The organism is Aquimarina sp. 433, from assembly GCF_054054605.1.
Genome location: NZ_JBSWZK010000002.1, coordinates 20651 through 44040, shown reverse-complemented (window position 1 = coordinate 44040; position 23390 = coordinate 20651). Strand labels below are relative to the sequence as shown.

The 23390-nt window shown below is 34.1% G+C and carries 16 protein-coding genes; 13 read left to right on the top strand and 3 right to left on the bottom strand.

All coding sequences use genetic code 11. From position 1 onward, the window contains the following. Window positions 1-50: 50 nt before the first annotated feature. The 13 genes from ACWNT5_RS04360 (at window position 51) to ACWNT5_RS04300 (ending at window position 17328) form a co-directional block, all read left to right on the top strand. The gene (locus ACWNT5_RS04360) at window positions 51-512 is read left to right on the top strand and encodes a phage tail protein (protein ID WP_299605401.1); all 462 of its coding nucleotides are present in this window, start codon (window positions 51-53) and stop codon (window positions 510-512) included. A gap of 2 nt (window positions 513-514) precedes the next feature. Continuing rightward, complete coding sequence (locus ACWNT5_RS04355) at window positions 515-961, top strand: phage tail protein (protein ID WP_299605403.1); 447 nt, start codon at window positions 515-517, stop codon at window positions 959-961. Between the two features lies 1 nt (window position 962). Next, window positions 963-1121, top strand: a complete 159-nt coding sequence (locus ACWNT5_RS04350) for a DUF5908 family protein (RefSeq protein WP_366141451.1) — start codon at window positions 963-965, stop codon at window positions 1119-1121. Next, window positions 1122-1793 carry a CIS tube protein gene (locus tag ACWNT5_RS04345; protein ID WP_299605405.1) on the top strand — a complete coding sequence of 224 codons (672 nt, stop codon included), beginning with the start codon at window positions 1122-1124 and terminating at the stop codon, window positions 1791-1793. 8 nt (window positions 1794-1801) lie between these two features. Then, complete coding sequence (gene vgrG, locus ACWNT5_RS04340) at window positions 1802-3583, top strand: type VI secretion system tip protein VgrG (RefSeq protein ID WP_456516719.1); 1782 nt, start codon at window positions 1802-1804, stop codon at window positions 3581-3583. A gap of 18 nt (window positions 3584-3601) precedes the next feature. After that, window positions 3602-4081 carry a GPW/gp25 family protein gene (locus ACWNT5_RS04335; RefSeq protein WP_456516718.1) on the top strand — a complete coding sequence of 160 codons (480 nt, stop codon included), beginning with the start codon at window positions 3602-3604 and terminating at the stop codon, window positions 4079-4081. Between the two features lie 32 nt (window positions 4082-4113). After that, window positions 4114-7770: a hypothetical protein gene (locus tag ACWNT5_RS04330; protein ID WP_456516717.1), complete on the top strand. Its 3657-nt coding sequence runs from the start codon at window positions 4114-4116 to the stop codon at window positions 7768-7770. A 139-nt stretch (window positions 7771-7909) separates the two neighbouring features. Next, complete coding sequence (locus ACWNT5_RS04325; RefSeq protein ID WP_456516716.1) at window positions 7910-8662, top strand: hypothetical protein; 753 nt, start codon at window positions 7910-7912, stop codon at window positions 8660-8662. A gap of 19 nt (window positions 8663-8681) precedes the next feature. Next, window positions 8682-11549 carry a hypothetical protein gene (locus ACWNT5_RS04320; protein ID WP_456516715.1) on the top strand — a complete coding sequence of 956 codons (2868 nt, stop codon included), beginning with the start codon at window positions 8682-8684 and terminating at the stop codon, window positions 11547-11549. Beyond that, window positions 11546-15343, top strand: coding sequence for a contractile injection system tape measure protein (locus ACWNT5_RS04315; RefSeq protein WP_456516714.1), 3798 nt, complete (start codon window positions 11546-11548; stop codon window positions 15341-15343). Before ACWNT5_RS04320 ends, ACWNT5_RS04315 begins: the two co-directional genes overlap by 4 nt. After that, a complete protein-coding gene (locus ACWNT5_RS04310; protein WP_456516713.1) occupies window positions 15328-16680 on the top strand; it encodes an ATP-binding protein in 1353 nt (450 codons plus the stop codon). Before ACWNT5_RS04315 ends, ACWNT5_RS04310 begins: the two co-directional genes overlap by 16 nt. 10 nt (window positions 16681-16690) lie before the next feature. Then, a complete protein-coding gene (locus tag ACWNT5_RS04305; RefSeq protein ID WP_343909652.1) occupies window positions 16691-17080 on the top strand; it encodes a DUF4280 domain-containing protein in 390 nt (129 codons plus the stop codon). Then, window positions 17077-17328 carry a hypothetical protein gene (locus tag ACWNT5_RS04300; RefSeq protein ID WP_456516712.1) on the top strand — a complete coding sequence of 84 codons (252 nt, stop codon included), beginning with the start codon at window positions 17077-17079 and terminating at the stop codon, window positions 17326-17328. Before ACWNT5_RS04305 ends, ACWNT5_RS04300 begins: the two co-directional genes overlap by 4 nt. A gap of 1 nt (window position 17329) precedes the next feature. Here the strand turns inward: ACWNT5_RS04300 and ACWNT5_RS04295 are convergent, their stop codons facing one another. The 3 genes from ACWNT5_RS04295 to ACWNT5_RS04285 form a co-directional block, all read right to left on the bottom strand. After that, the gene (locus ACWNT5_RS04295; RefSeq protein ID WP_456516711.1) at window positions 17330-18586 is read right to left on the bottom strand and encodes an eCIS core domain-containing protein; all 1257 of its coding nucleotides are present in this window, start codon (window positions 18584-18586) and stop codon (window positions 17330-17332) included. A 467-nt stretch (window positions 18587-19053) separates the two neighbouring features. Then, window positions 19054-22290, bottom strand: coding sequence for a beta strand repeat-containing protein (locus ACWNT5_RS04290; protein WP_456516710.1), 3237 nt, complete (start codon window positions 22288-22290; stop codon window positions 19054-19056). Between the two features lie 145 nt (window positions 22291-22435). Further along, window positions 22436-23323, bottom strand: coding sequence for a T9SS type A sorting domain-containing protein (locus ACWNT5_RS04285; RefSeq protein WP_456516709.1), 888 nt, complete (start codon window positions 23321-23323; stop codon window positions 22436-22438). Window positions 23324-23390 lie beyond the last annotated feature (67 nt).

Sequence of the window (23390 nt, the reverse complement as noted above, 5' to 3'; positions counted from 1 at the left end):
AATAATCAGGGAATTTAATTAATAAAAATTAACTCTTAAAATATACAATTATGGCAGATGATGGATCAGCACAAGGTGCAATTTGGCCGTTAACTAAATTTTATTTCACGGTAAATTTGGGTTCACAAGATAGCACGGCCTCTTTTCAGGAAGTTTCAGGATTAGAGACAGAAACACAAGTAGTAGAATACAGACATGGAGATAGTAAGACATTTAGTACTATTAAAATGCCAGGTATCGCAAAAGCGGGTAATGTTACTCTAAAGAAAGGTGTTTTTGTAAAAGACAACAATTTCTGGAAATGGTATGATTCTATAAAAATGAATACTATCAAAAGAGAAACAGTAGTAATTCAGTTGTTAGATCAAACAGGTGCACCAACGATGACTTGGACGCTTACGAATGCTTGGCCTACAAAAATTACAGCTACAGATCTTAAATCTGATGCTAGCGAAGTGGCTGTAGAAACTTTGGAATTAGCCCATGAGGGATTAACGATTGCTAATGGATAATTATGAGTGATTATCCAATTACTGGTTTTTATTTCAGACTCACATTTCCGTTAGAATTTGGAGTATTAGATACCTCTTTTAAAGAGGTGTCTGGTATGAGTATGGAAATGGGAGTCGAAGAAATTGCAGAAGGTGGAGAAAACCGCTTTAAACATAGAGTTCCCACTGGAGCAAAATATCAAAACCTGGTACTTAAACGTGGATTGACCACCAGCGTTTCTGCATTGTCATTATGGTGCGAAGCAATACTAGCTGGTGGTTTGTCTACTACTATTATCAAACAAACAGTAATCGTAAGTCTTATGAATGAAAACTCAACACCTGTTAAGAATTGGAGTTTTGTGAATGCATGGCCTGTAAAATGGGAATTTTCACCATTAAACTCTATGAATAACGAGATTGTGATTGAGACGCTGGAACTTACATATGATTATTCTTTAGTTATATAATATGCCAATAGAAATTAGAGAATTAGTAATTAAAGTCAAAGTCGAAGAAGCCACAAATAAATCTTCTGACAACTTGGATATGAATGAGATCCGTAAATCGATCACCTCGATATGTAAAAAAGAAATTAAAAAACAATTGGAAAAAAATAAGGAGCGATAGATGTCAAAGGATTTGATGGAAATAATAGCATATTCTGATAATGAATATTCTGGATCGGGAATTTCTAATTGTACGGTTCAGATAAATCCTGCATCCTATACTCATGAACATAGTATTTCTTATAACAATACAGTATCACAAGGAGCGCCAGGGACTACTTTAAAATTTAAAGGAACAGCTCCCGAAAAAATATCATTTGATATTTATTTTGATGCTACTGGAGCTGTAAGTACTGAAAATTTATTAGACTCACAGGTTCCTGTCGATGATCAAATTCAAACGTTTAAAGATGTTTGTTTTACATACAATGGAGATATTCATGAACCTAATTATCTCATTGTTTCCTGGGGTACACTGGTTTTTAAGTGTAAGCTTACTTCTTTGAGTATATCGTATACTTTTTTCCAAAGCGATGGTACACCATTGCGAGCAAAGTTAAGTGTGTCTTTTGAAGAAGCTGTGGATGCAGAACTAATTTCTAAAGAAGCAAATAATCAATCTCCTGATCTTACACACTTGATAGAGGTGAAAGATGGAGATACACTACCACTTATTTGTTTTAGAACATATGGTGATAGCAGCTATTATCTTGATGTAGCAAAGTATAACAACATTCTTAATTTTCGAGACATCACACCAGGAACAAAAATATACTTACCACCAATTAAATAAATACCCCTATGGCTAGTTCACCAATAGTAGAAGGAAATCATTTGGTAACCTTTACCATTACTTCAGGAGGTTCGGATATTCCCGATACATATCAGATATTAGATATTAAAACAACTCAAGAAGTTAATAAAATTGCAGAAGCTGAGATCACCATTTTAGATGGAAATACAGCTACCCAAGATTTTGAAATAACCAGTGCGGATACTTTTGCGCCAGGTGCCGAAATTGAAATTAGTTTAGGGTATGAATCCACAAATACGAGTGTTTTTAAAGGAATTGTAACAAAACAAAGTATAAAAGTCGATGGTTCAGGATCACAATTGTTGGTTACTTGTAAGGATGCGGTAATTACATCCACAGTAGGTCGAAAAAATGCGGTGTTTTTAGATAGTACTGATAGTGACATTATTGAGCAAATTGCAGGAAATTATAGTTTTAGTAACGCTGTAACAGCGTCTACGGCAATCCATGAAGAAGTAGTACAATTCTATGCAACTGATTGGGATTTTATAGTTAGTAGAGCAGAAGTCAATGGAATGATCGTATATACGGATAGTGGAACCTTAACTGTAGACACTCCCGATGTGAGTAGTGATCCAGAGTTAAGCCTACAGTTTGGATATGATATCATAGAATTAGATGCGCAGATTGATGCCGTAAGTCAGTATTCTTCTGTTGAAGGGAATTCATGGGATATGGATAATCAAGCATTAACCAATGTTACCGCGAGTGAACCAACAGTTAATGAGCAAGGAAATCTTTCTGGATTAACCTTAGGCGATGTGTTATCGGTAACTAATGTTTTGAATACATCCGTACCGATAACTTCTGATTCTGTACAAGCTTGGGCAGATGCAGCATTATTAAAATCTAGATTATCACGATTTAGTGGTACGATTGTATTTCAGGGGTCTGCTTTGGCAAAAGTGAATAGTTTGATTCAATTACAAGGTCTTGGGGATCGCTTTAATGGAAATGCCTTTATTTCTGGGGTAACGCATACTATAGAAGATGGACAATGGCATACCGAAGTAAAAATAGGATTATCGGTGGATTGGTTCACTCAAAAAAATAATACTACGGCTCCCGAAGCTTCAGGTTTGTTACAAGGAGTTAGAGGATTGCAAACCGGTGTTGTAAAACAAATTTACGAGGATGAGGGAGGAGAATATAGAGTTGAGGTTCAAATCCCATTATTGGATGATGACACGGCTACAGCTTGGGCAAGAATGTCTACATTTTATGCGAGTAATGGAATTGGGGCTTTCTTTTATCCAGAAGTTGGAGATGAAGTAATTCTTGGTTTTATGAATAACGATCCTCGATTTCCAATCATCCTAGGAAGTGTATACAGTACAGCATTACCACCACCTGTTGATATTGCAGATGCTAATAATTATATCAAAATGCTGATGACAAAAAGCCAACTTCAGATACAGTTTGATGATGAAAATATTGTCATGACAATGGTAACACCCAATAATAATACCATAGTAATTAGTGATCAGGATGAGGGAATTACCATTACGGATCAAAATAGCAATCAAATTCAGATGAATGGAGATGGAATTACTGTAGAAAGTCAATCTAGCATGACCATAAAAGCAGCGGACGATCTTACGATACAAGGATCATCCATAACCATAAGCGCAGATAATGATGTGTCTGTAAGTGGAGGATCTATTTCTATCTCGGCAGATCAATCCGTTTCTATGAGTGGTAATAGTGGATGTGATATCAGTAGCAGTGCAGAAACGAATATCAGTGGCTCAATGGTAAACTTAAATTAATGACTAAAATATAAACATGTGAAATACAAAACATCATTTTTAGGAACAGGATGGAGTTTTCCGCCAACATTTCATAAAGAAAAAGAGTTGGGAGTTGATATGGTGTCTTATGAAAAAGATATCGAACAGTCATTACATATTTTACTAAATACCTCCATTGGAGAGAGAATGATGCTCCCCAAATATGGTACAGATATCTATAGCTATTTGTTTGAATCAATTTCAAATTCTAGAGTTCATTTGATCAAGGAAATGCTAAGGACTGCTATTATAAAATTTGAGCCTAGAATCAAACTTATTAAGATTAATCTTGATGAATCTGATTATCTGGATGGAGTTGTTAAAATACATCTGGATTATATGATTCCTTTGACAAATACCAGATTTAATATGGTGTTTCCATATTATAAAATTGAAGGAACTGATATACCTCGATTGTATAAAAGGAAAGCTTCGAATCCAGAAGATTTATCAAAATCTATTGATGACCATTCTTAATGTATAGAACCATTTATAAGTATTAAAAATTAATGATCGAAAGACGAAAGGGAACCCTACAACATCAGAGAAGAAATGAACAACTGATTCGTCAGGATTTTAAAATAGATAACCGGTCCTTTGAAGACCTGCTAGGATATCTTACGTCTTATTTGGAACATATAAATTATTACAATACAGAAAACCAAATAGATGGTAATTGGAAAGCACTGGTAGAAGCAGACCCTATCATTTATATGGTAACTATGATTCAAGAACCAATAAATAATCTAAAGGTTCAAGAGGATGATACCAAAACCTTACAACTTATCTTTAAATGGTATGCAAAGATCCAGCAATGGAAAAGTAATTTGATCGATTTCAACGAGGAGCGATTAGCCAATAAAATCGGGAATATACTAACCGATGTGTTAGATTATCAAAAAAGGGATGCATCAGAATATCAAAAGAACATGGAAGAGGAACATCTAGAACCGGAGTCTTTTTCAGAAGCTGTAGCGATGTATTCAAAGCCGCCACCTCCTAAAAAAAAGCATATTGACCTTGCTGAAATTGTAGAAACATTCAAAAAAACTGTTTACCATATTCAAAACTTTACTCAAAAATATTTACGAAAATCTGTTTTCAAACGAGATAATCACCTGCCGAATAATGCAATGTACATCACGTTTATTATTTTATATAGAAAGTTACAAAATCACCTCAATGGATTATCTAAGCGACACCTTGATTTTTATTATAAAGAGATCCTTCAGCAAACAGTTAGTAAAGCAATTCCAACCAAGACAGTGGTTTGTTTTGAGATTGTTCCACAGGCAAGCACTATTTTAATTCCAGAGGGTACCAAGTTATCAGCTGGTAAATTATTTGAAAGTAAAAAAGAAGTACTTTTTGAAACCGATAAAACATTGTTGCTTGATCCTATCAGAATTCATTCTTTAGAAACGCTTTTTTTCAATAAAAGCTCTTTTATAAAATCAGGGACAGATGCTCCTATGATTTCTGGTGTGATTAAAAACCAATTGATTGAGCAAGGCAAAAAGAATATGGTCGCAGATAGTTGGGCTTTGTTTGGTGGTGATCAGGATACCTTAGTAAATTCTAAAATAGCATCCAAAACAATAACTAATATAGGATTTATGATTGGTTCTCCTGTGCTATTTTTAGAAGAAGGGCATAGAGAGATAACGCTTACCTGTACTCTAGAAAAAAATGCTGCAGAAGCAATTTTTTGGAAGTTATTGGATCAAATGGTCATAAATGAAGGATTACCCATAGATATCATTTTTAATAGAATTTTTGAAACAGCATTTACCATTTCGTATACCTCCGTAAAAGGATGGGAGCAAGTTTCTTTATATGATGCTTCTTATGAAAGAGCTTCGAATTCTTTTCGATTACATTTTACACTACGCAATACGGCTCCTCCAATCACAGCCTTACCTTTAGAAAAAGAGCACTCCGTTTGGCCGATGATTAAGGTCGAATTAGATGAGTATGCTCCTATATATGCATATTCTTTTTTTAAAAGTGTAGTCTTAGAAGATGTTCGTCTAGAAGTTGAGGTCAAGGAGATTAAAAACCTTTCGATTTATAATAATATAGGCAAGATGCCTTTAACTAAATCATTTGATCTTTTCGGGCCACTTCCTGGACAAGGAGGCTATATAATGATTGGAAAAAGTGAACTTTTTAAAAAAGAACTTACCCAATTAGATATTCATATAGATTGGGAAACAGTCCCACAGTATTTTGGAGGTTTTGAAACCTATTATCAAGAATATGAAGAAGAGTTTACAAATGATTCTTTCGAAGTAAAAATACAAGCATTATCCAATGGGTATTGGTTTCCAAGAGAAGGAGATGTCGAACAAAAAGAAAAACTGTTTACTACTGAAGATTGCAGAACTCCCGAAGGATACGAAAGTACCCTATTAGATTCTTCGAGAACATTCTCTTTAGAAAACCTTGGTCCTTTTGAGTTTTCAAGAGATTATCGTTTGCAGAATCCTTTGAAGTTTACTGTACACTCCCAAAGTGGATTTATTAAATTAACCCTATTATCTCCGAACTATGCTTTTGGGCAAGAATTGTATCAAAAAAACTATACGAGAATTGCAGCATATAATGCTATTAATCAAACGATGTTACCGTTGCCCAATAAGCCGTTTGTACCAAAGGTAAAAGCAATGTCCCTAGACTATAAGGCTAAGGATATAATCTATTTTAATAATTCTTTTTCTGACAATGATAATGCTGAGGCAGTAGCAGGAGATTTTTTACATATTACACCTTTTGGTGTTCAAAAAGTGGTGAGTGATAGTAAAGTATATAAGAATACGTTATTTGCTGATTATAAAAATGAAGGATATTTCTATATCGGATTAACTGGATTGAGCAGAGGAGAAAGTTTTTCTATGTTTTTTGATTTACAAAATCAAACTTCAGCTTCTGTTTCTGAACATAATAATATTTTATTTCAATTTGAAGAAACTGGAAATTGGGTAACACTTGCTAAAAAATATATTATCTCGGATAGTACAAATCAACTGACAAAATCTGGGATCATTGAATTGAGGATCCCGGAACATCTGGATATTAAAAAAGATCAAGTTTTTACAATTCGTTGTGTCGCTAGAACTAAAGCCTATACATATCCAAAGTTAAATGGAGTGTATACAAATGCGGTGACTGCTACTTGCATCTCTAAAAGTTTGGGTATTGCAGGAAAGCAAATCCCAGCTTTTTCAATAGCGAAAACCACTACTAAAATACCTAGTCTTAAACAAGTTCTTCAACCTGCACCATCTTATGGAGGAAAGCTGCCAGGAACGGAAGATATGCTATATTCTGAAGTAAGTGAACGGATACGCCATAAAGATAGAGCAGTGACACTTTGGGATTACGAACGATTGACCTTGCAATATTTTCATGAGGTAATTGCTGTAAAGTGTACCAATCTGGATGATAATTTTAGACCTAAAGCCGGTTGCGTAAGATTGATTGTTTTGAGCTCCAAATGGCAAAAAGAAAGTCATCATTATTTTAATGGAAATGAATTGTTTCAAATCGCGCAGTTATTACAGAAAAAGTCCAATTCCTTTATACAAATTAATGTTCAAAATCCTGAAGTAGAATGGTTATTGGTCAATTGCAGTGTCTCCTTTTATGAGGATGATAATGGCGGCTACTATATTCATCAACTAAACGAAACGATTAGCGATTATCTGTGTCCTTTACCAACTCAAAATAGCAATATCGAGGGAATTGGAGATGCTGTAGAACCCAGAATGCTGGTGAGTTACATCGAGAATTTACCTTATATACAAGAAGTTGAATATCTAAATATAGAACACATTATTAAAGAAGACATGAATGATTTTACCTTAAAAGTATATGAGCCAGGAGAAATCATTCGTCCTACAAAGCCTTCTTCGATTTTAGCGCCTGTAGCGAAACATCATATCAACTCTAACGCAGATATCGAAGAAAGTGATCAGGAACCATCAGATAGAGAACAATTAAACTTACAGGTTGGAATTGATTATATAATCGAAGGAGATAATTCAGAAAAAAAAGAAATTTCCAGTGAAAACAAACCAGTTGAAAAGATAGAAGTGACTAAAGAAAATATGGTAAAAAAACCTTTAGAGAAAGATATAGATACCGTACTGACATTTAAGATATGAATACTGTCAAATAATATCGAAAAGATATAAAGAAGTTAAAATAAGATTGAAGTGAAACAAGCCATAGCAACAATTTTGATGCACAGCAAAATGATTAATGGTGAATTCCATGTGACCTCTAAAAGAATAGTATAAACACATGAAAATAAAATTATTAAACAGAAAAAGCCTGAAGTCATTATTTAGTGCAGGCGCCAGACCGAAAGAAAGTAATTTTGCCAGTCTTATTGATTCTATGATTAATAAGATTGATGATGGAATTTCTAAAAGTGTAGAAGACGGACTCATATTAGCGCCCCAAGGAAAAGAATCAGATAGTGTTATTAGTTTTTATGAGAATGTTGAAGATGAGTTACCGCAATGGAGTATAGATTTAAACCAGGAAGGAGACAAAGGACTGTCATTTGTTACTCCAATATCAGATAAAGAAGCTACAAACGCGCTCCATTTTAAGAAAACAGGTTCTATAGGAGTACAAACTACAGAACCGAGAACCACTTTCGAAGTAAATGGAACATTAGGAATGAAATCCAGAATAGGAACTTATATTATTGATAGTGTTCCTGCGGATGGAGAATGGCATGATATTATTAAAGGCTTAGATGGTTTAGTAGCTTTTGAAATTGTAGCACAAGTAGGTAAAGAAAAAGCAGGAAAATATGCTCTGTTGCATGCAATTGCGATCAGTACTTTTGGGAGATCGAAGCATAAAATCCGAAAAACACAAGCACATTATGGATGGTTCTGGAATAAAATCGCTATCCGTTTTACCGGGAGTACCTATAACTACAAACTTCAACTCAAAACAAGATCCAATTACGGAACTGGTAAAAAAATTAAGTTTCATGTTTCCAAATTATGGGATACATCGATGTTAGAACTTTTTGATTAAGAAATTAGATTTCTAAATAGTGAATAAGAAAGGATACATAGATAAAAAGAAAAAGGGAACGGGTGTTTATGAAGAATTACATCTCGAAGGATTAGAAATTCTTCAGAAACTTAGCGGATCTATATGGACAGATTATAACGAACATGATCCAGGTGTTACTATCTTAGAAAATATCTCTTATGCACTTACCGAATTATTGCATAAAACAGAATTTCCAATACAAGATCTTTTGCTTCAAAAAGAAGATCAGGAATTACAATCGGGTGATAATGGATTATTTGTAGCATCGGATATTTTAACCACAGATCCTATTACGTTTAATGATTACCGAAAATTATGGATAGATCAGATTGAGAATGTAAAAAACATATGGATCCATCCTATGAATACAGGTTTTTCTAGCGATAATTCATTAAAGGGGTTGCTTTATGTATATGTTGAAAAATACACATATCAGCAAGAGCCGTCAGAAGAATTGGAGGAAAACCAAAGGATTATCAAAGAAGTAACAGCGCTCTATCACCAGCATCGTAATCTATGCGAAAGCCTTTATAAAGTAGAGGTATATGAACCGCTGTTTTTGCAAATGGAATTGCAAATATCACTTATAGAAGATACGGACGGAGAAGAAGTGTTAGCTACTATATTAAATGAGGTTAATGATTATCTTACTCCAGAAGTTAATTATTATCCTTTATGGCGGCTTCAGGAAAAAGGTATGGACGTAAATGAAATATTTAATGGTCCAAGCTTAGAAAATGGGTTCATATTAGATGAGGATTTAAAAGAACCGCTGGATGAGATCTTGATTTCAGATATTATTAAAATTATATCAAAAATTAAAGGAATACAAGGAATCCAAAATTTTAGATTGGTATATGAGGATAAAAATAAAAAGAAGATCCCTATAAAAAATCGATTTAAAGTTTCTGCAAATACTGCCCCAGTAGTTTTATTTCCAGAAACGAATGAAAACTTAATCTTTGAAAATTCGGGAGTATATTTTAAACCAGATCTTGATGAAACCAAAAAACAACTTTCATTTATTGAAGCCTTAGATTTTGGAAGTTTTAAAGCAGCTTCCAATTCATTAAATGATCTTCCAATTCCCAATGGGACATATCAAGAAATAGACACATATTATCCTATTAGGAAACAATTTCCTTTACTGTACGGAATTGGAGATATGGGAATCAGTAATAGGGCAACATTACTACGAAAAGCTCAGGTAAAACAGCTACAATCCTATTTGATGCCACTGGACCAATTGATGATAAATTTTTTAAGTCAATTAAGGAATATATATACGCTCTATAATGTGCAAGGCGAAGCAGGAGCATCCTATTTTACAAAAGAATTACCAGATGTAGCAGAGCTTTGGGATTTGATTACACCTCAAAATTCTACCAATGAAAATATGGATGTAACCTCGTATTGGAAATCTTTTCTTGAAAATATAAATACAAATTTTGATACCGATGCTATTGGTAGATATGATCAAATTGCAGATTCTTTATTAGCTAGATATAGCGAAGAATTTAAAACATATTCTTTGCGAAAAATTAATAGTAATAGTTATGGAGAAGCATTGACTTCAGAACATTTCGAAAAAAAAGCACTTGCTTTAAAGAGGAATTTCATCGCTTCGTACGACCAAATAGGATATACAAGAGCCAGATCATTTAATTACTTAGAACTTTCGGAGAACAAGTTTGATGCAACTAATGAGCAATTTATTCCTGGTTTATTTCGAAAAATTGCAATGCTTACGGGAATTAGTGAGTATCGCATACGTTCTTTAACTAAAGTAATTAAGGATTTTGAAATTGGTATCCATCCAAAAGAAATAGAGGTAAGTGTTATTCTGAAAGAAATTGATATTCATACACCCTTTCAGGATATTACTATTGAAATTGTTGAAAATATTGAGATCAAAGAGGTTCATGAAGATCTACATAAGGTGATGCATTTCGTGGGAAGTGAACGAAGCATTCTTACTGAAGTTTTGAAGAAAGGAGTTTTACAGCAGAATTATTCAATAAAAAAGGATAAGAAGCAAAAGGATAAATACTATGTTTTTTATCATAGAAATACAGAGAAATCTAACATAGCTCATATTTCCGATTCTAAGAGTGAAGCGGAAAGTGTAATAAAAAAAACAATAGAACATCTAGTTACGATAAATACCAAAAGTGAAGGTTTCTTTGCTGTAGAACATTTATTACTATTACCGCCATATCATCAAGATCATTTTGGTTTTATGGCTGATCTAACTTCATTTATAGGAGTTTCACTAAGAATTCAACATGTAAAACTAACTTCTTGTTACCATAGAAATCAAACCATAACCAAACTAGTACAAGGGATAACTTCTGATAAGCTATCCTATAAAATGGAAGAGTTTGAAGGCTGTTATCGATTGAAGATTTTTAGCAAGGATGGCGAGCTATTAGCTATATCTCAAGACCTTTTTGATACTGTCGAAGAATACCAGAAAACTATCGAAAAGTTAAAAAGTAATGGGATCACTATATCGAAGGAGGAATTATCAGATGTTATAAAATGTTATGTGTATTATGAAGAAAATCCGGTATCAGAAGATTTCTTTTCTTTTAAGCAGAGCATCCTATTACCAAACTGGCCCGTAAGATTTCAAAACGAAAGTTTTAAGATGATGTTCGAAAATACTGTTTATGAGCAAAGTCCAATTTACTTAGGAACCGAAGTACATTGGTTGGATTACGAAACAATGGATCTCTTTGAAGTGTACTACTTTAAATGGCTAGAGACATTAAATGATTTTAAAACAAATAAAAATACAATATACCAGGCATATCAATTAGTTACCATGTTGCAAGAGCTGGAACAGCAACGAAATGAATTTTGAAAAAGATACAATCACATATCATAAAGCGTCAATGTTATGAGATCATATTAGATGACGAATCCGATGCATACGTATATCAGAATAAGATCAGTCATGTGCAAGGATATCAAGTCAATTTCGTATTGCAGAAGGTGATGGACCAATATAGTAAAGAAGAATATTTAGATCAATTTGACGAAGTTTTATTGGATCTAGGAACCATTTCTCCCAACAATTTTGAGAAAGAAATTGTTTACAAGGTAGAAGAAGCACTTTCAACTTTTCTTAAAAATAATGTTTTTGAGAATGGAACATTAAAAACAGGAAAGCGGATTCAGTTATACGACAAAAAGATAGAACAGCTAGAATTCTTTTTAAAAAATGGATATGTAAATTGGAATGCAAGTGCTTCTCAAAAACCAGAAGAACTTGTAAAAGAACTCTTAAGTAATCACAGAGATCAAACGATACAGTTATTAAAAACAATAGGAAAAAAAGAAGCTATCCGTAAGCGTCTAATTACACAGATGGAAGATACATTTCTTGAAGAGATTGTAATTGGGGTTACAGGACATGAAGGAGAATATATTAATAAGTACCGGCAAAACCTTATTGAAAAGCAGAAACGAGAGCAATTGGTAGAAACAAACTCTGTAAATTTTAGAAGTGCTACTTGGGAAATTACGTTGGCGTATATTTTTGTAGAATCCAGTGGTTTCTATAATAGGAAAAACTTTTTGAAACTGCTTATTTATAAGATTGCTCAAAAGTATAGAGTAACCTATCAAAAATTGTTATATACTCTGATTCATGGAGTTCAGAATCAAGAAAAGCAGCGTTTTTGGGTTCCCGAATTCGAAAAATTACTCACAGTACTTCAAAAAGAAGAAAAACAAAAAGAACCTGTTGTACATAAAAATGTAAAAGAAAGATTCTTAGAAAATAGATATCAGAATTTTACAGAATTACTTCAATATTATATTACGTACAATTCATTGCCGGCTGAAGTTGCTATAGATTCTACAGAACACTTTCATAAAATACTGACGAAATACATTACTCAACATTCGTCAGAATTTCAGGATTTTTTGGATTCCTTTATCCAAAATAAATCCAATGCAAATTTGCTCATACAACGATTCTCTAATGAGGTGTTGTACACTATGATGCAACAATCAAAAAATGATGTAATTGGCAAACTTATCGACATCAACGAGCGTATTCTTAAAACGGCCAAAACCATTTCGAATACTTCCTTAGTATTGGATACACTAAAAAAAAATAAAGGAAATATTGTTTTAAGAACATACATCAGTTTACAAAGTAATCCAGGAATTTTATGGGAAGAATTTCTATTTCAAACAGCAAAATTAGGAGCTATCGACAATGAATTTATTACGGTTTTAGAATATGTGCAAAACGATGTAAATCAGCTAGCAAAAGAAAGTATTAATCGATGGGTGTCTGAAATAGTATTACCTGGGATATCAGTAGTAGATGCACAAGAAATAATTGGCGATCTAAAGGGTAAGGAGAAAGAGGTTGCAGAAAAGATATATTTAAAATTCAATAATAAGAAAGAAAATAATCTGCAGCAGTATTTCTTATTTCTTAAAAAGAACATTCATCAGGAAGATGCTATTAAGTTAACAGCGAATATACTTGAGCTATGCGACAAAAGTAGGAACTATACCGTTAAAGAGATCACCAAATGGACTGTCGATAGACTAAATGAGTTATCTAAAAAGCAGCAAAATATAAAAGAAATCATAGTACAAACGCTCCAAATTATAGCGTGGTTAGGGATTCAAAATAATATATATAATGGAGTAGCCGAAGCACAGATACAACTAGATAGCCTCAAAGACAATTTGATTACTGACAAGGGTGATCAAGAGACTCCAAAATACAATATTCCTGAAACGGTGTATAAGAAGATGATCAAGCAGTTAAATACACTTTTATATAGCCCAGAAAGACAAGATATCACAGCAGCATTAAGAAAAGTATTTGAGGATTTTTCCAAAATGCATAAGGTAACAACTGCCGAGTTGAAAGAAGGACTAAGAAAGCATATTATAAACCGAAATGATGTAAAATTTATCAAAAAAATAGTAGAAGAAGATAGCTGGAATGAGCATGATGGGAAAAATACTAAAACAGAAGAGAGTATTACATATCGAAGAGATTTGATACAGCATTATGTTACAACAGGAAGAATACCTTGGTGGAGCAAAGGCATTAGTTTAGTACAAATAAAACAATATATAAGAGATATGGTAGAAAGGCTGCCAGCTCAATTCGTAAGTTGGTTGAAGAAAGCAAAAAATCCATTACACATTTTGCAATTAATGGAAGAATCAACATACTTGAATTTACTTTCGTATGTGAATTCGAACGCAACAAATCAATATTTTAAAATCATTAAAATCACTAATAAGATATTAGATAATGAAGTTTCTTCACTTGGTTTTGTAACTCAAAAAACTAGAGCTGAGTTGCGAAGCTCCATTTTAGCATATATCGTACAAAATCAGTCTAACAATAGGATTGATTTTATGAAATATATGCTGCAAAAGATCGAAGATATTTTCTCTATTCCGCTAGAAAACACAAAGATTTGGATATGGGAACAAATGAGAGAAGATCATTCCCTGAAAGAAGCGTTGGTTTTCGACTTTTTAGAAAAAGAAATAAAGAAATTAGATAGTTCCCAAAATGATACAAAAAAGATGGTAACTTCCCTAGATGAAGTAAAAGATTGGGATACTGCAATAAACTTACAACCCAAAAGGGATATCATACCTAGACTAATTGAGATATATAAGAGATCACCAGATGAAATTCGATTCAATTTAAAGCGTACTCAATTTAGAAAACGGCTTTTACATACATTAAATCAAAAAGAACAGATCACCTTAATTAAAGAGCTAACAAAAGATAGATTACAAGATTCTTGGAGTAAAATGATTGTAGAGCTAGAAAAAATTAAGAAGCATATCACTACGTCTCAATATCAAAAAATTTGGAAAAATTTTACAGATAAAATCCTACTCTATCTGTCTGTTAATCAGGATAAAATTTGGTCTATTGATGATTGGAGTGCCTTATGGATACAATCTGTTTATGAAGAAAATAAAGAGTTTATATCTGATGTAATTCCTAAATGGCGAAAAGAAGTAGATAAAAACTTGCAGCCATCAGTACAAAAGAAGCTTGAAAAAATTGAAAAAGTAGAAAAAGAAATAATTCCCAAAGAAGAAAAAACATCAACTGATGGGCAAAAACTTGAAGAAGAGCAAGTGGGTGAAGCTATTTATGTAGAAAATTCTGGCATCATCATTTTAGGACCCTATATCGCATTGCTTTTTGAACGATTAGGACTTGTCGAAAATCAAGAGTTTAAAAGTGAAGAAGCAACGCAGAAAGGAATACATATTTTACAATACGCCATTACCGGAAAGGAGTATGAGGAGGAACAATTACTGATACTCAATAAAATTGTTTGTGGTGTAGATATTCATACACCAATCGCAAAAGAAGTAATACTGTTACCAGAAGACAAAGAGTTGGTAAATAGTTTATTAAAAGCAATTATTAGTAGTTGGAGTGTTTTGAAAAATACTACTGTAGAAGGACTAAGAGAAACCTTTTTATGCAGAGGCGGTAGATTGACTATTGAAGAAGATAGTTATGTACTTACTGTAGAGCAAAAAACGTTTGATATGCTGTTGGATCAGATTCCTTGGAGTATCACCAAACTTAAATTAACCTGGATGAAAAAAATGCTAGAAGTATTATGGAGACCATCATAAAAGATACCATCGCGAAAAAATTAGAGCAGGAAATTCAATGGCTTGAAGCTATTATAGATACGGCGTTGACCTTGTATTTTAAGAATGAAAGTAACTATACTTCAGTCAGAGAGATTCCTCCACCTGATATCGATGATTTGGATAATGAGTATTTTAAGTTGGTTCATAAATATGAGATGAGTTTTGAAGAAAGAGTAGTGCTCATTCTTACATTACTGCCCTACATAAAACCACAAGCATTAGATGTTTTTTTAATTAAGAATAAAAACATCGATGCAGAATTCTCAGAGTTTGGAGGGATTAAAGATGAAAAACGCTATGGATTTATCCCAACATTAGAAACAGCTTGTTTTATTGTAGGTGGTGCCGATGACATAGAACTCCGATTGAACTTTATGAAAAAAATCAATAAAGATCATTTCTTATATCAAGATCGTATTTTACACGCAGATAGTTATCCTATTAGGTTGCAAGAAAAGTTACAATTTTCAGATGAAGTTTTGTTTTCGATTATTTCTGACAAAAAATATATGCCAACCTATAGCTCTAAATTTCCGGCGCAATTAATTACCAGTAAATTGAATTGGGAAGATTTGATCGTAGAACCGAGAATTATGAATCAATTACTAGAAATACAACAATGGTTACGTCATAGCGAATTGATTTTAGACGAATGGAATCTAAATACATTATTGAAACCTGGTTATCGAGCATTATTTTATGGAGCTCCTGGAACTGGTAAAACGTTAGCGACCACTTTACTGGGAAAAACTACGAATAAATCAGTTTATAGAATAGATCTTTCTATGATCGTTTCGAAATACATTGGTGAAACTGAAAAAAATCTAGGTAACCTTTTTGATGAGGCATCTTCCAAAGATTGGATTTTATTTTTTGATGAAGCGGATGCCTTATTTAGTAAGCGTACACAAACCAATACATCTAATGATCGACATGCCAATCAGGAAGTTGCTTATTTATTGCAAAGAATAGAAGATTTTGATGGCTTGGTGATATTAGCTACGAATTTGCAAAGCAATATTGATGAAGCATTTTTAAGACGTTTTCAAATGGCTATTGATTTTCCAAAGCCTAAGTATAAAGAGCGAAAACAATTATGGGAACAGATGATAGGCAAGCATTTTCAAATAGAAGAAGGAGCAGAGGTACTCGATAAAATTGCAAAAGATTATGAATTATCAGGTGGAGAAATGATCAATGTAGTTCGGTATTGTGCAGTAAAAGCTGCAGAAAATAAGGAAAAAAGAGTACATTTAAGTAACATCATGACTGGGATAAAAAGAGAATATTTAAAAAGTAACAAAACCTTTAACTAAAACTAAAATTATGGCAAATCAAGTATGTAGCGGAGCTATTATTTCCTGCCCATTTGGATCTGCACCATCCACACTTACAGTACTTCCTACCAGTATGGTAAATACCAGTAATATGCCTGCCGCAACTATTATGGATTATACTCCTTTAGTAAATATTATGTCATTCGGTACTTGCTCATCTCCGTCTAATCCTACTGTTGCTGCTGCTACTAGTGCCGCGATGGGTGTGTTAACACCAATGCCATGTGTGCCAGCGACAGTATCGCCTTGGTCTCCAGGAGTTTCGGATGTGTGTATTGGTAAGTTAACAGCTTTAGATGATAGTAGTACGTGTAATTGTATGTGGGGAGGTTCGATTTCTATTACTTTTGCAGGACAAGTACAAACAACGGCATCATGATTCATAAAATAATGCAGATCGTCACTAGAATTGTAGAAAATTCTTATGTGAATATAATAATCGCTGTAGGATTAATTATCATTGGTTTCGAACAATTATATAACCAAGATACTGCCAATTTGGTATTGCATTGGAAGCATGGTATGAGCCTATATGGAATTTTAATGCTCTTTCAATCTGTATTTAAGATTTTAAAGGGAAGCACTAAAGCCTATCAACATAGCGTAGGTAAAAAGAAAAAGTTATAGGTTAAAAACTAAATTCTAATCCTGGATAATCGGGATTAAATTCTGATTTGTCCTTTGTACTGCTATAACCCATAGGACTTGCTAATTCTACTTCCGAAGAAGATTCACTAGCCATTTCTTTTTTGATTTCTTCTATACCTGCGACTGCCTCTTCATAAGCTATTTTACCTTCGTTGGCATTAAATTTATTTGCTTTAATCATATTGCTAGTAATTGCCTTTCTTGATTTGGCAACATTTGCAATTGTATCAGCTCCTTTTAAATCAGGTTTTGCTACATGTCGGACCTGCATGGTAGAGGCTCCGCTTAGAAGAATTGCAGCATTCTTTGTATGATGACTATCTAATAAAATTAGCTTTCCTGCTTGTGGATTTGCAGCAGTGGCAGTTCCAGTACTAAATGCTACAGGTGGTGGAGATACATTTACTTTACCTTTAGCAATTTCTGCAGCTCTTTTAATAACCTTATCTGCCTTGATACCTTGAAGAATTCCTCCCTTGTTATATTTTCTTGGTATCATTTTTGCCATACCTTTTTCTTTAGTGCCCATCCAAGCTTGCTGATTGTATACTTTGTTTACTGGAACCGTATAGATTTTTTGATCCATTCCTGTAAGTGTTTCTTGTGCAGTTCCTTCACTTTCAGTAGTCCAAGCACATTGTATAACTTTTTGGTATCTCTGTATGGGTTTTGATTTCACAGGATTGATTTCAAGATTGTTAAATGAAGGTGAATTGGTAGTTTTCATTTGTAAGGCTTTGGCTCCCATCACATCAGCTTCTCTTTCTAATCCTGCATCATTATTAATGTTAACATTTCCTTTCATCTGCATCGTCGGTTGTACACGTCCTTGTTTTTGTTGTACCACATGCCATGCTTCATGAGGGAGATGTTTTTCTTGTCCTGGAGCTACATGAATCTGGTTGCCCTGCGCATAGGCATGAGCTTGCAATTGTGAGGGTTTTGAAGAATTATAATGTACTCTGGTATCACTCATATCCATACCAGAAAGGCTTTCAATTCCTGATTTTAATTTATCAGGTAATCCAGTGTTGTTTTCCTTTTTTTGTATAGGTTTTTGTAGGGAATCCATCTTTTTTCTTTGTGCTGCCACTCTAGGACTTTGCTCCAAAGAGGAACTTATAGTATTTTGATGTTCTCCTTCAGGTCTAAGATCTTTGAACTGTATAGCAGTTGCTTTAGACTTTGAATTCTTTACTGAGGATGTGCTGTCTTGTTTCTTATCTCTTGTGTACATTATTAAGCTGGCTTATGATTATATTAAAGATACATAAAAAAGCAGTTATAAAATCGGGGAAAAATACCTGTTTTTTATCTTGGGTGACTCATAAAGTGGATAAGCCTATAAGTTTTAGCTTTGTTATACAATAAAAAACTGCCTGAAATTTATTTCAGGCAGTTTTGGTTATGAATTGCTAATTGTAATTGATATAAAGCCCCTTAATTCTCTATACAATAATTAGCAATTTTTTTGATTATCAAATCAAGCAAAAGATAATCGTAGTATGATGTAAAACATCAATCCGTAAAATACCAGTAAGGTCATGGTCAACCTATCTGTTGTAATCTTTTTTATGTTCATATGTATATCGTTTAAATCAGTTTTTATCTACTGAGATTTTTAATTTCTGGTTTCCCATGCTTATTGCGTAGGTACTACATCTCTTTTTCATAAGCAATAGGCACAGGTAATTGTATGCTATATTACCTTTTCATAACTCGTTTTACCGTATTTCCTTTGTTTGTGAAAATATGCACTAAGTAGACTCCTGATCTATATGATGACATTTCAATACTATTGTTATTAGTTTCTAGGATTTTTTGCCCTGTAATCGTGTAGATAATTACTTTTTCAACTTCTCTGGAAATGAACAATGTATCTGAGGTTGGATTTGGATATATTTTTAAATTTTCAATTTCATTCTCTTCAACATTAAGAATGGCAGATACATTTACTGTTCTAGTTACTTCTGCTGCAGTATTTCCTGCTGCATCTACTACATTGTAAGTAATCGTATAGGTTCCTTCAACAGAGGTGTCTACTGGATTCACAGTAACAATATCTGCTGTAATATCACCATCCAAAGAGTCAAAAGCTGTTGCACCTGCATCTATATAAATTTCTCCTTGTGCTACTTCTATTGGATTATCTCCGATCAAAGTAATTATTGGTAAGGTGGTGTCTACAACAGTTACTTCTCTACTGACTTCTGTGGCAGAATTTCCAGCAGAATTCGTTACGTTATAGGTAATGGTATACACTCCAGGAACAGTTGTGTTCACAGGATTTACGGTAACAATAGCTGTCGTAATATCTCCATCTACAGAGTCGGATGCTGTAGCTCCTTTATCCGTATAGGTAGTTCCTGCTTCTACAGTTACTGTTGCATCACCTAATAGTGTTATTACTGGTACAGACGTATTTACTACGGTTACTTCTCTGGTTACTTGTACTGCATCATTACCTGCAGCGTCACTTACATTATAAGTAATTGTATATACTCCTGGAATAGTAGTGTTTACTGGATTAACGCTAACAATGTTTGCGGTAATATCACCATCCAAAGAATCAAAAGCAGTAGCTCCTGCATCAGAATACGTTGTTCCTATCTCTACGGTTACTTTTGTTGCTCCTAATCGAGTAATAACTGGTATGGTTGTATCTACTACTGTAACTTCTCTAGTAACTTCTACAGCATTATTTCCAGTAGCGTCACTTACGTTATAAGTAATTGTATACACTCCTGGAATAGCAGTGTTCACTGGATTTACGGTTACAATAGCTCCTGTAATATCACCATCAAATGAATCAAAAGCAGTAGCTCCCGCATCAGAATATGTAGTTCCTGCTTCTACAGTTACAGCTACATCTCCTGTTAAACTAATCATTGGGATTGTTGTATCAGATACGGTTACTTCTCTAGTAACTTCTACAGCATTATTTCCCGCAGCATCACTTACATTATAGGTAACAGTATACACTCCTGGAATAGTAGTGTTCACTGGATTTACAGTAACAATATCTGCTGTAATATCACCATCCAAAGAGTCAAAAGCCGTTGCACCAGCATCGGAGTACGTAGTTCCTGCTTCTACAGTTATAGTTGCACCTCCTGTTAAACTAATCACTGGGAGCGTTGTATCAGATATGGTTACTTCTCTGGTTACTTCTAAAGCATTATTTCCTGCCGCATCGCTTACGTTATAGGTTACTGTGTACACTCCTGGTACGGCAGTATTTACTGGATTGAGGGTTACAATGTCTGCGGTGATATCACCATCCAAAGAATCAAAAGCAGTAGCTCCTGCATCAGAATACGTAGTTCCTGCTTCAACAGTCACAGCTACATCTCCTGTTAAACTAATCACTGGGATTGTTGTATCAGAAACAGTTATTTCTCTGGTTACTTGTACTGCATCATTTCCAGCAACATCATTTACGTTATATGTAATTGTATATACTCCTGGAACATTGGTGTCAACTGGATTTACGATAACAATATCTGCGGTGATATCGCCATCAAAAGAATCAAAAGCAGTAGCCCCTGCATCAGAATACGTAGTTCCTGCTTCCACAGTCACTGCCGCATCTCCTGTTAAACTAATCACTGGGATCGTTGTATCAGATACGGTTACTTCTCTAGTAACTGCTACAGCATTATTTCCAGCTGTATCGCTTACATTATAAGTTATCGTGTATACTCCTGGCACGGCAGTATTCACTGGATTTACAGTTACAATGTCTGCGGTGATATCTCCATCAAAAGAATCAGAAGCAGTAGCACCCGCATCGGAATACGTAGTTCCTGCTTCTACGGTCATAGCTGCATCTCCTGTTAAACTAATCACTGGGATCGTTGTATCAGATACGGTTACTTCTCTAGTAACTTCTACAGCATCATTTCCAGCTGTATCACTTACATTATAGGTTACTGTATATATTCCTGGTACGGATGTATCTACTGGGTTTACTATAACAATGTCTGCAGTGATGTCTCCATCCAAAGAGTCGCTTGCTGTAGCTTCAGCATCAGCATAGGTGCTTCCTGCTTCAACAGTTACTGCCGCATCTCCTGTTAAACTAATTACAGGAACAGTAGTATCTGCTACAGTAACTTCTCTAGTTACTTCCACTGCATCGTTTCCAGCCGCATCACTTACATTGTATGTCACGGTGTATACTCCAGGAATAGCAGTGTCTACTGGGTTTACTGTAACAATATCAGCTGTAATATTCCCATTTCTATCATCTAATGCAGTAGCTCCTGCATCAGAATAGGTAGTTGCAGCCTCTACTGTAACAGCAGCGTTACCGTTTAAAGAAATTATTGGCGCGGTAGTATCAGGAGTAGCTTCAGAAGAATCAAAGGTATCATTGGTAATTTGTACTCCTGGGTTGTTTGTACAATCAGGTAAGCCAAAAGTAGCAGGCCCACAAGCGGTAAAGAACTGATCTAAAAATACAGCACCAGTTTCGAAAGCAACTGTTGGTTCTTCATTGGTATCTTCATACTTAATTTTTATGCTGAATAGATGTTTTGGGGTACTGGTAACATTATTTGCAGTAATAGTACCACTACTTAATCCTTGTTGAAAAGAAGCGGATACTCTAGAATTTGTATTATCATTAGCAATAAAAGACGAGTAAGCAGGAAAACCACTATAGGTTTCTGCTAAAATGGAACCGTCAGGTTGTAAGTATTCAAAATTTCCGCTACCATCTATATTTTCACCAAAAGCAGCGGTATTGTAGGTGAAATAAATTTGTCCTGATCCTAGCTTAAAATCAGTAGAAGATTCAATATAAATATCAGCTTCATAAAAATCATCTGTTCCATCATTGGTGTTTCTGGCATTCTGAAACGTAAATGTTATGTCCTGCGCACCAACCATAGCGGTAAGAAGGAAACATATAATCAAAAAGGTAATTTTTTTCATCATTTTATAGGTTTAATATGTTCTAGCTATTTTGAAAATTGCTTAAAATTTGGGCAAACAGATCCCTATTAGCTGCGCTATGGGGAAAGGGTAAAGCGGAGTACTGCAGCTAATAAAAGGATACTATGTTGCCTGCGTTATCTCTTAGTTATTCTTTGATTAACTTGTAACTTTTCTGGGAGTTTTGAGTGTCTATTTTTACAAAGTATACACCGGTTTGTAGTTGTGAAATATTAATGGTGTTCTGTAGTGGATGGCTAGGTAGCATTTGTACCAATTTGCCATTGATATCTGTAATATGAATATCGGTTTCGATATTGCCTAATCCTTGTATTAAGAAATATTGTTGCGCTGGATTGGGATACAAACTAGCTGCTGTAATACCTTGCTCTTCTACACTTAAGGTTTGCAAGGAAGCACCGCTAGAATCATACGTGTCATTGATCAATTGTACACCAGGTAGGTTCGCACAATCAGGAAATCCTGCCTTGGTACCTGTTTTAAGCATACTTCCGCATGCAGTAAAGAACTGATCCTGAAATACTGATCCTTCTTCAAAAGCAACTATTGGATCTTTGGTAACATCTATATACTTTAATTTTACATGTAATAGAGGTTGAGCAGTAGTGGTAACATTTTCTTTGGTAATGGATTCAGCACTAACTCCTTGTTGAAATGTAAACGATATACGATTATCTGTGTTATCGTTTTGAACAAAACCTCTATATGCAGGAAGCACATAATTTTCACCTAAGATGTAACCAGATTCAGATGTATATGCTATTCGATTGTTTTTAGAAATATTAGTTCCAAAAGCTTCAGGATCGTAGGTTAGATAAATTTGTCCAGATCCTAATTTGAAAGCTTCAGTACTTTCGATCATGATATCGGCTTCATAATAATATTCACCATTATCAATGGTGTTTTGAGCATTCGCAAAAGTAAAGTGAATATCTTGAGCACTAGTGACCAAGATGGCGAAAACAGATAGTATGAATGTGATCTGTTTTGTATATGCGTTATTCGTTAATTTCATAGATTTATCTATTAAGGGGTTTATAAAGTATGTATATGTTTTTTTATTCATATAAACTTCAATGCAA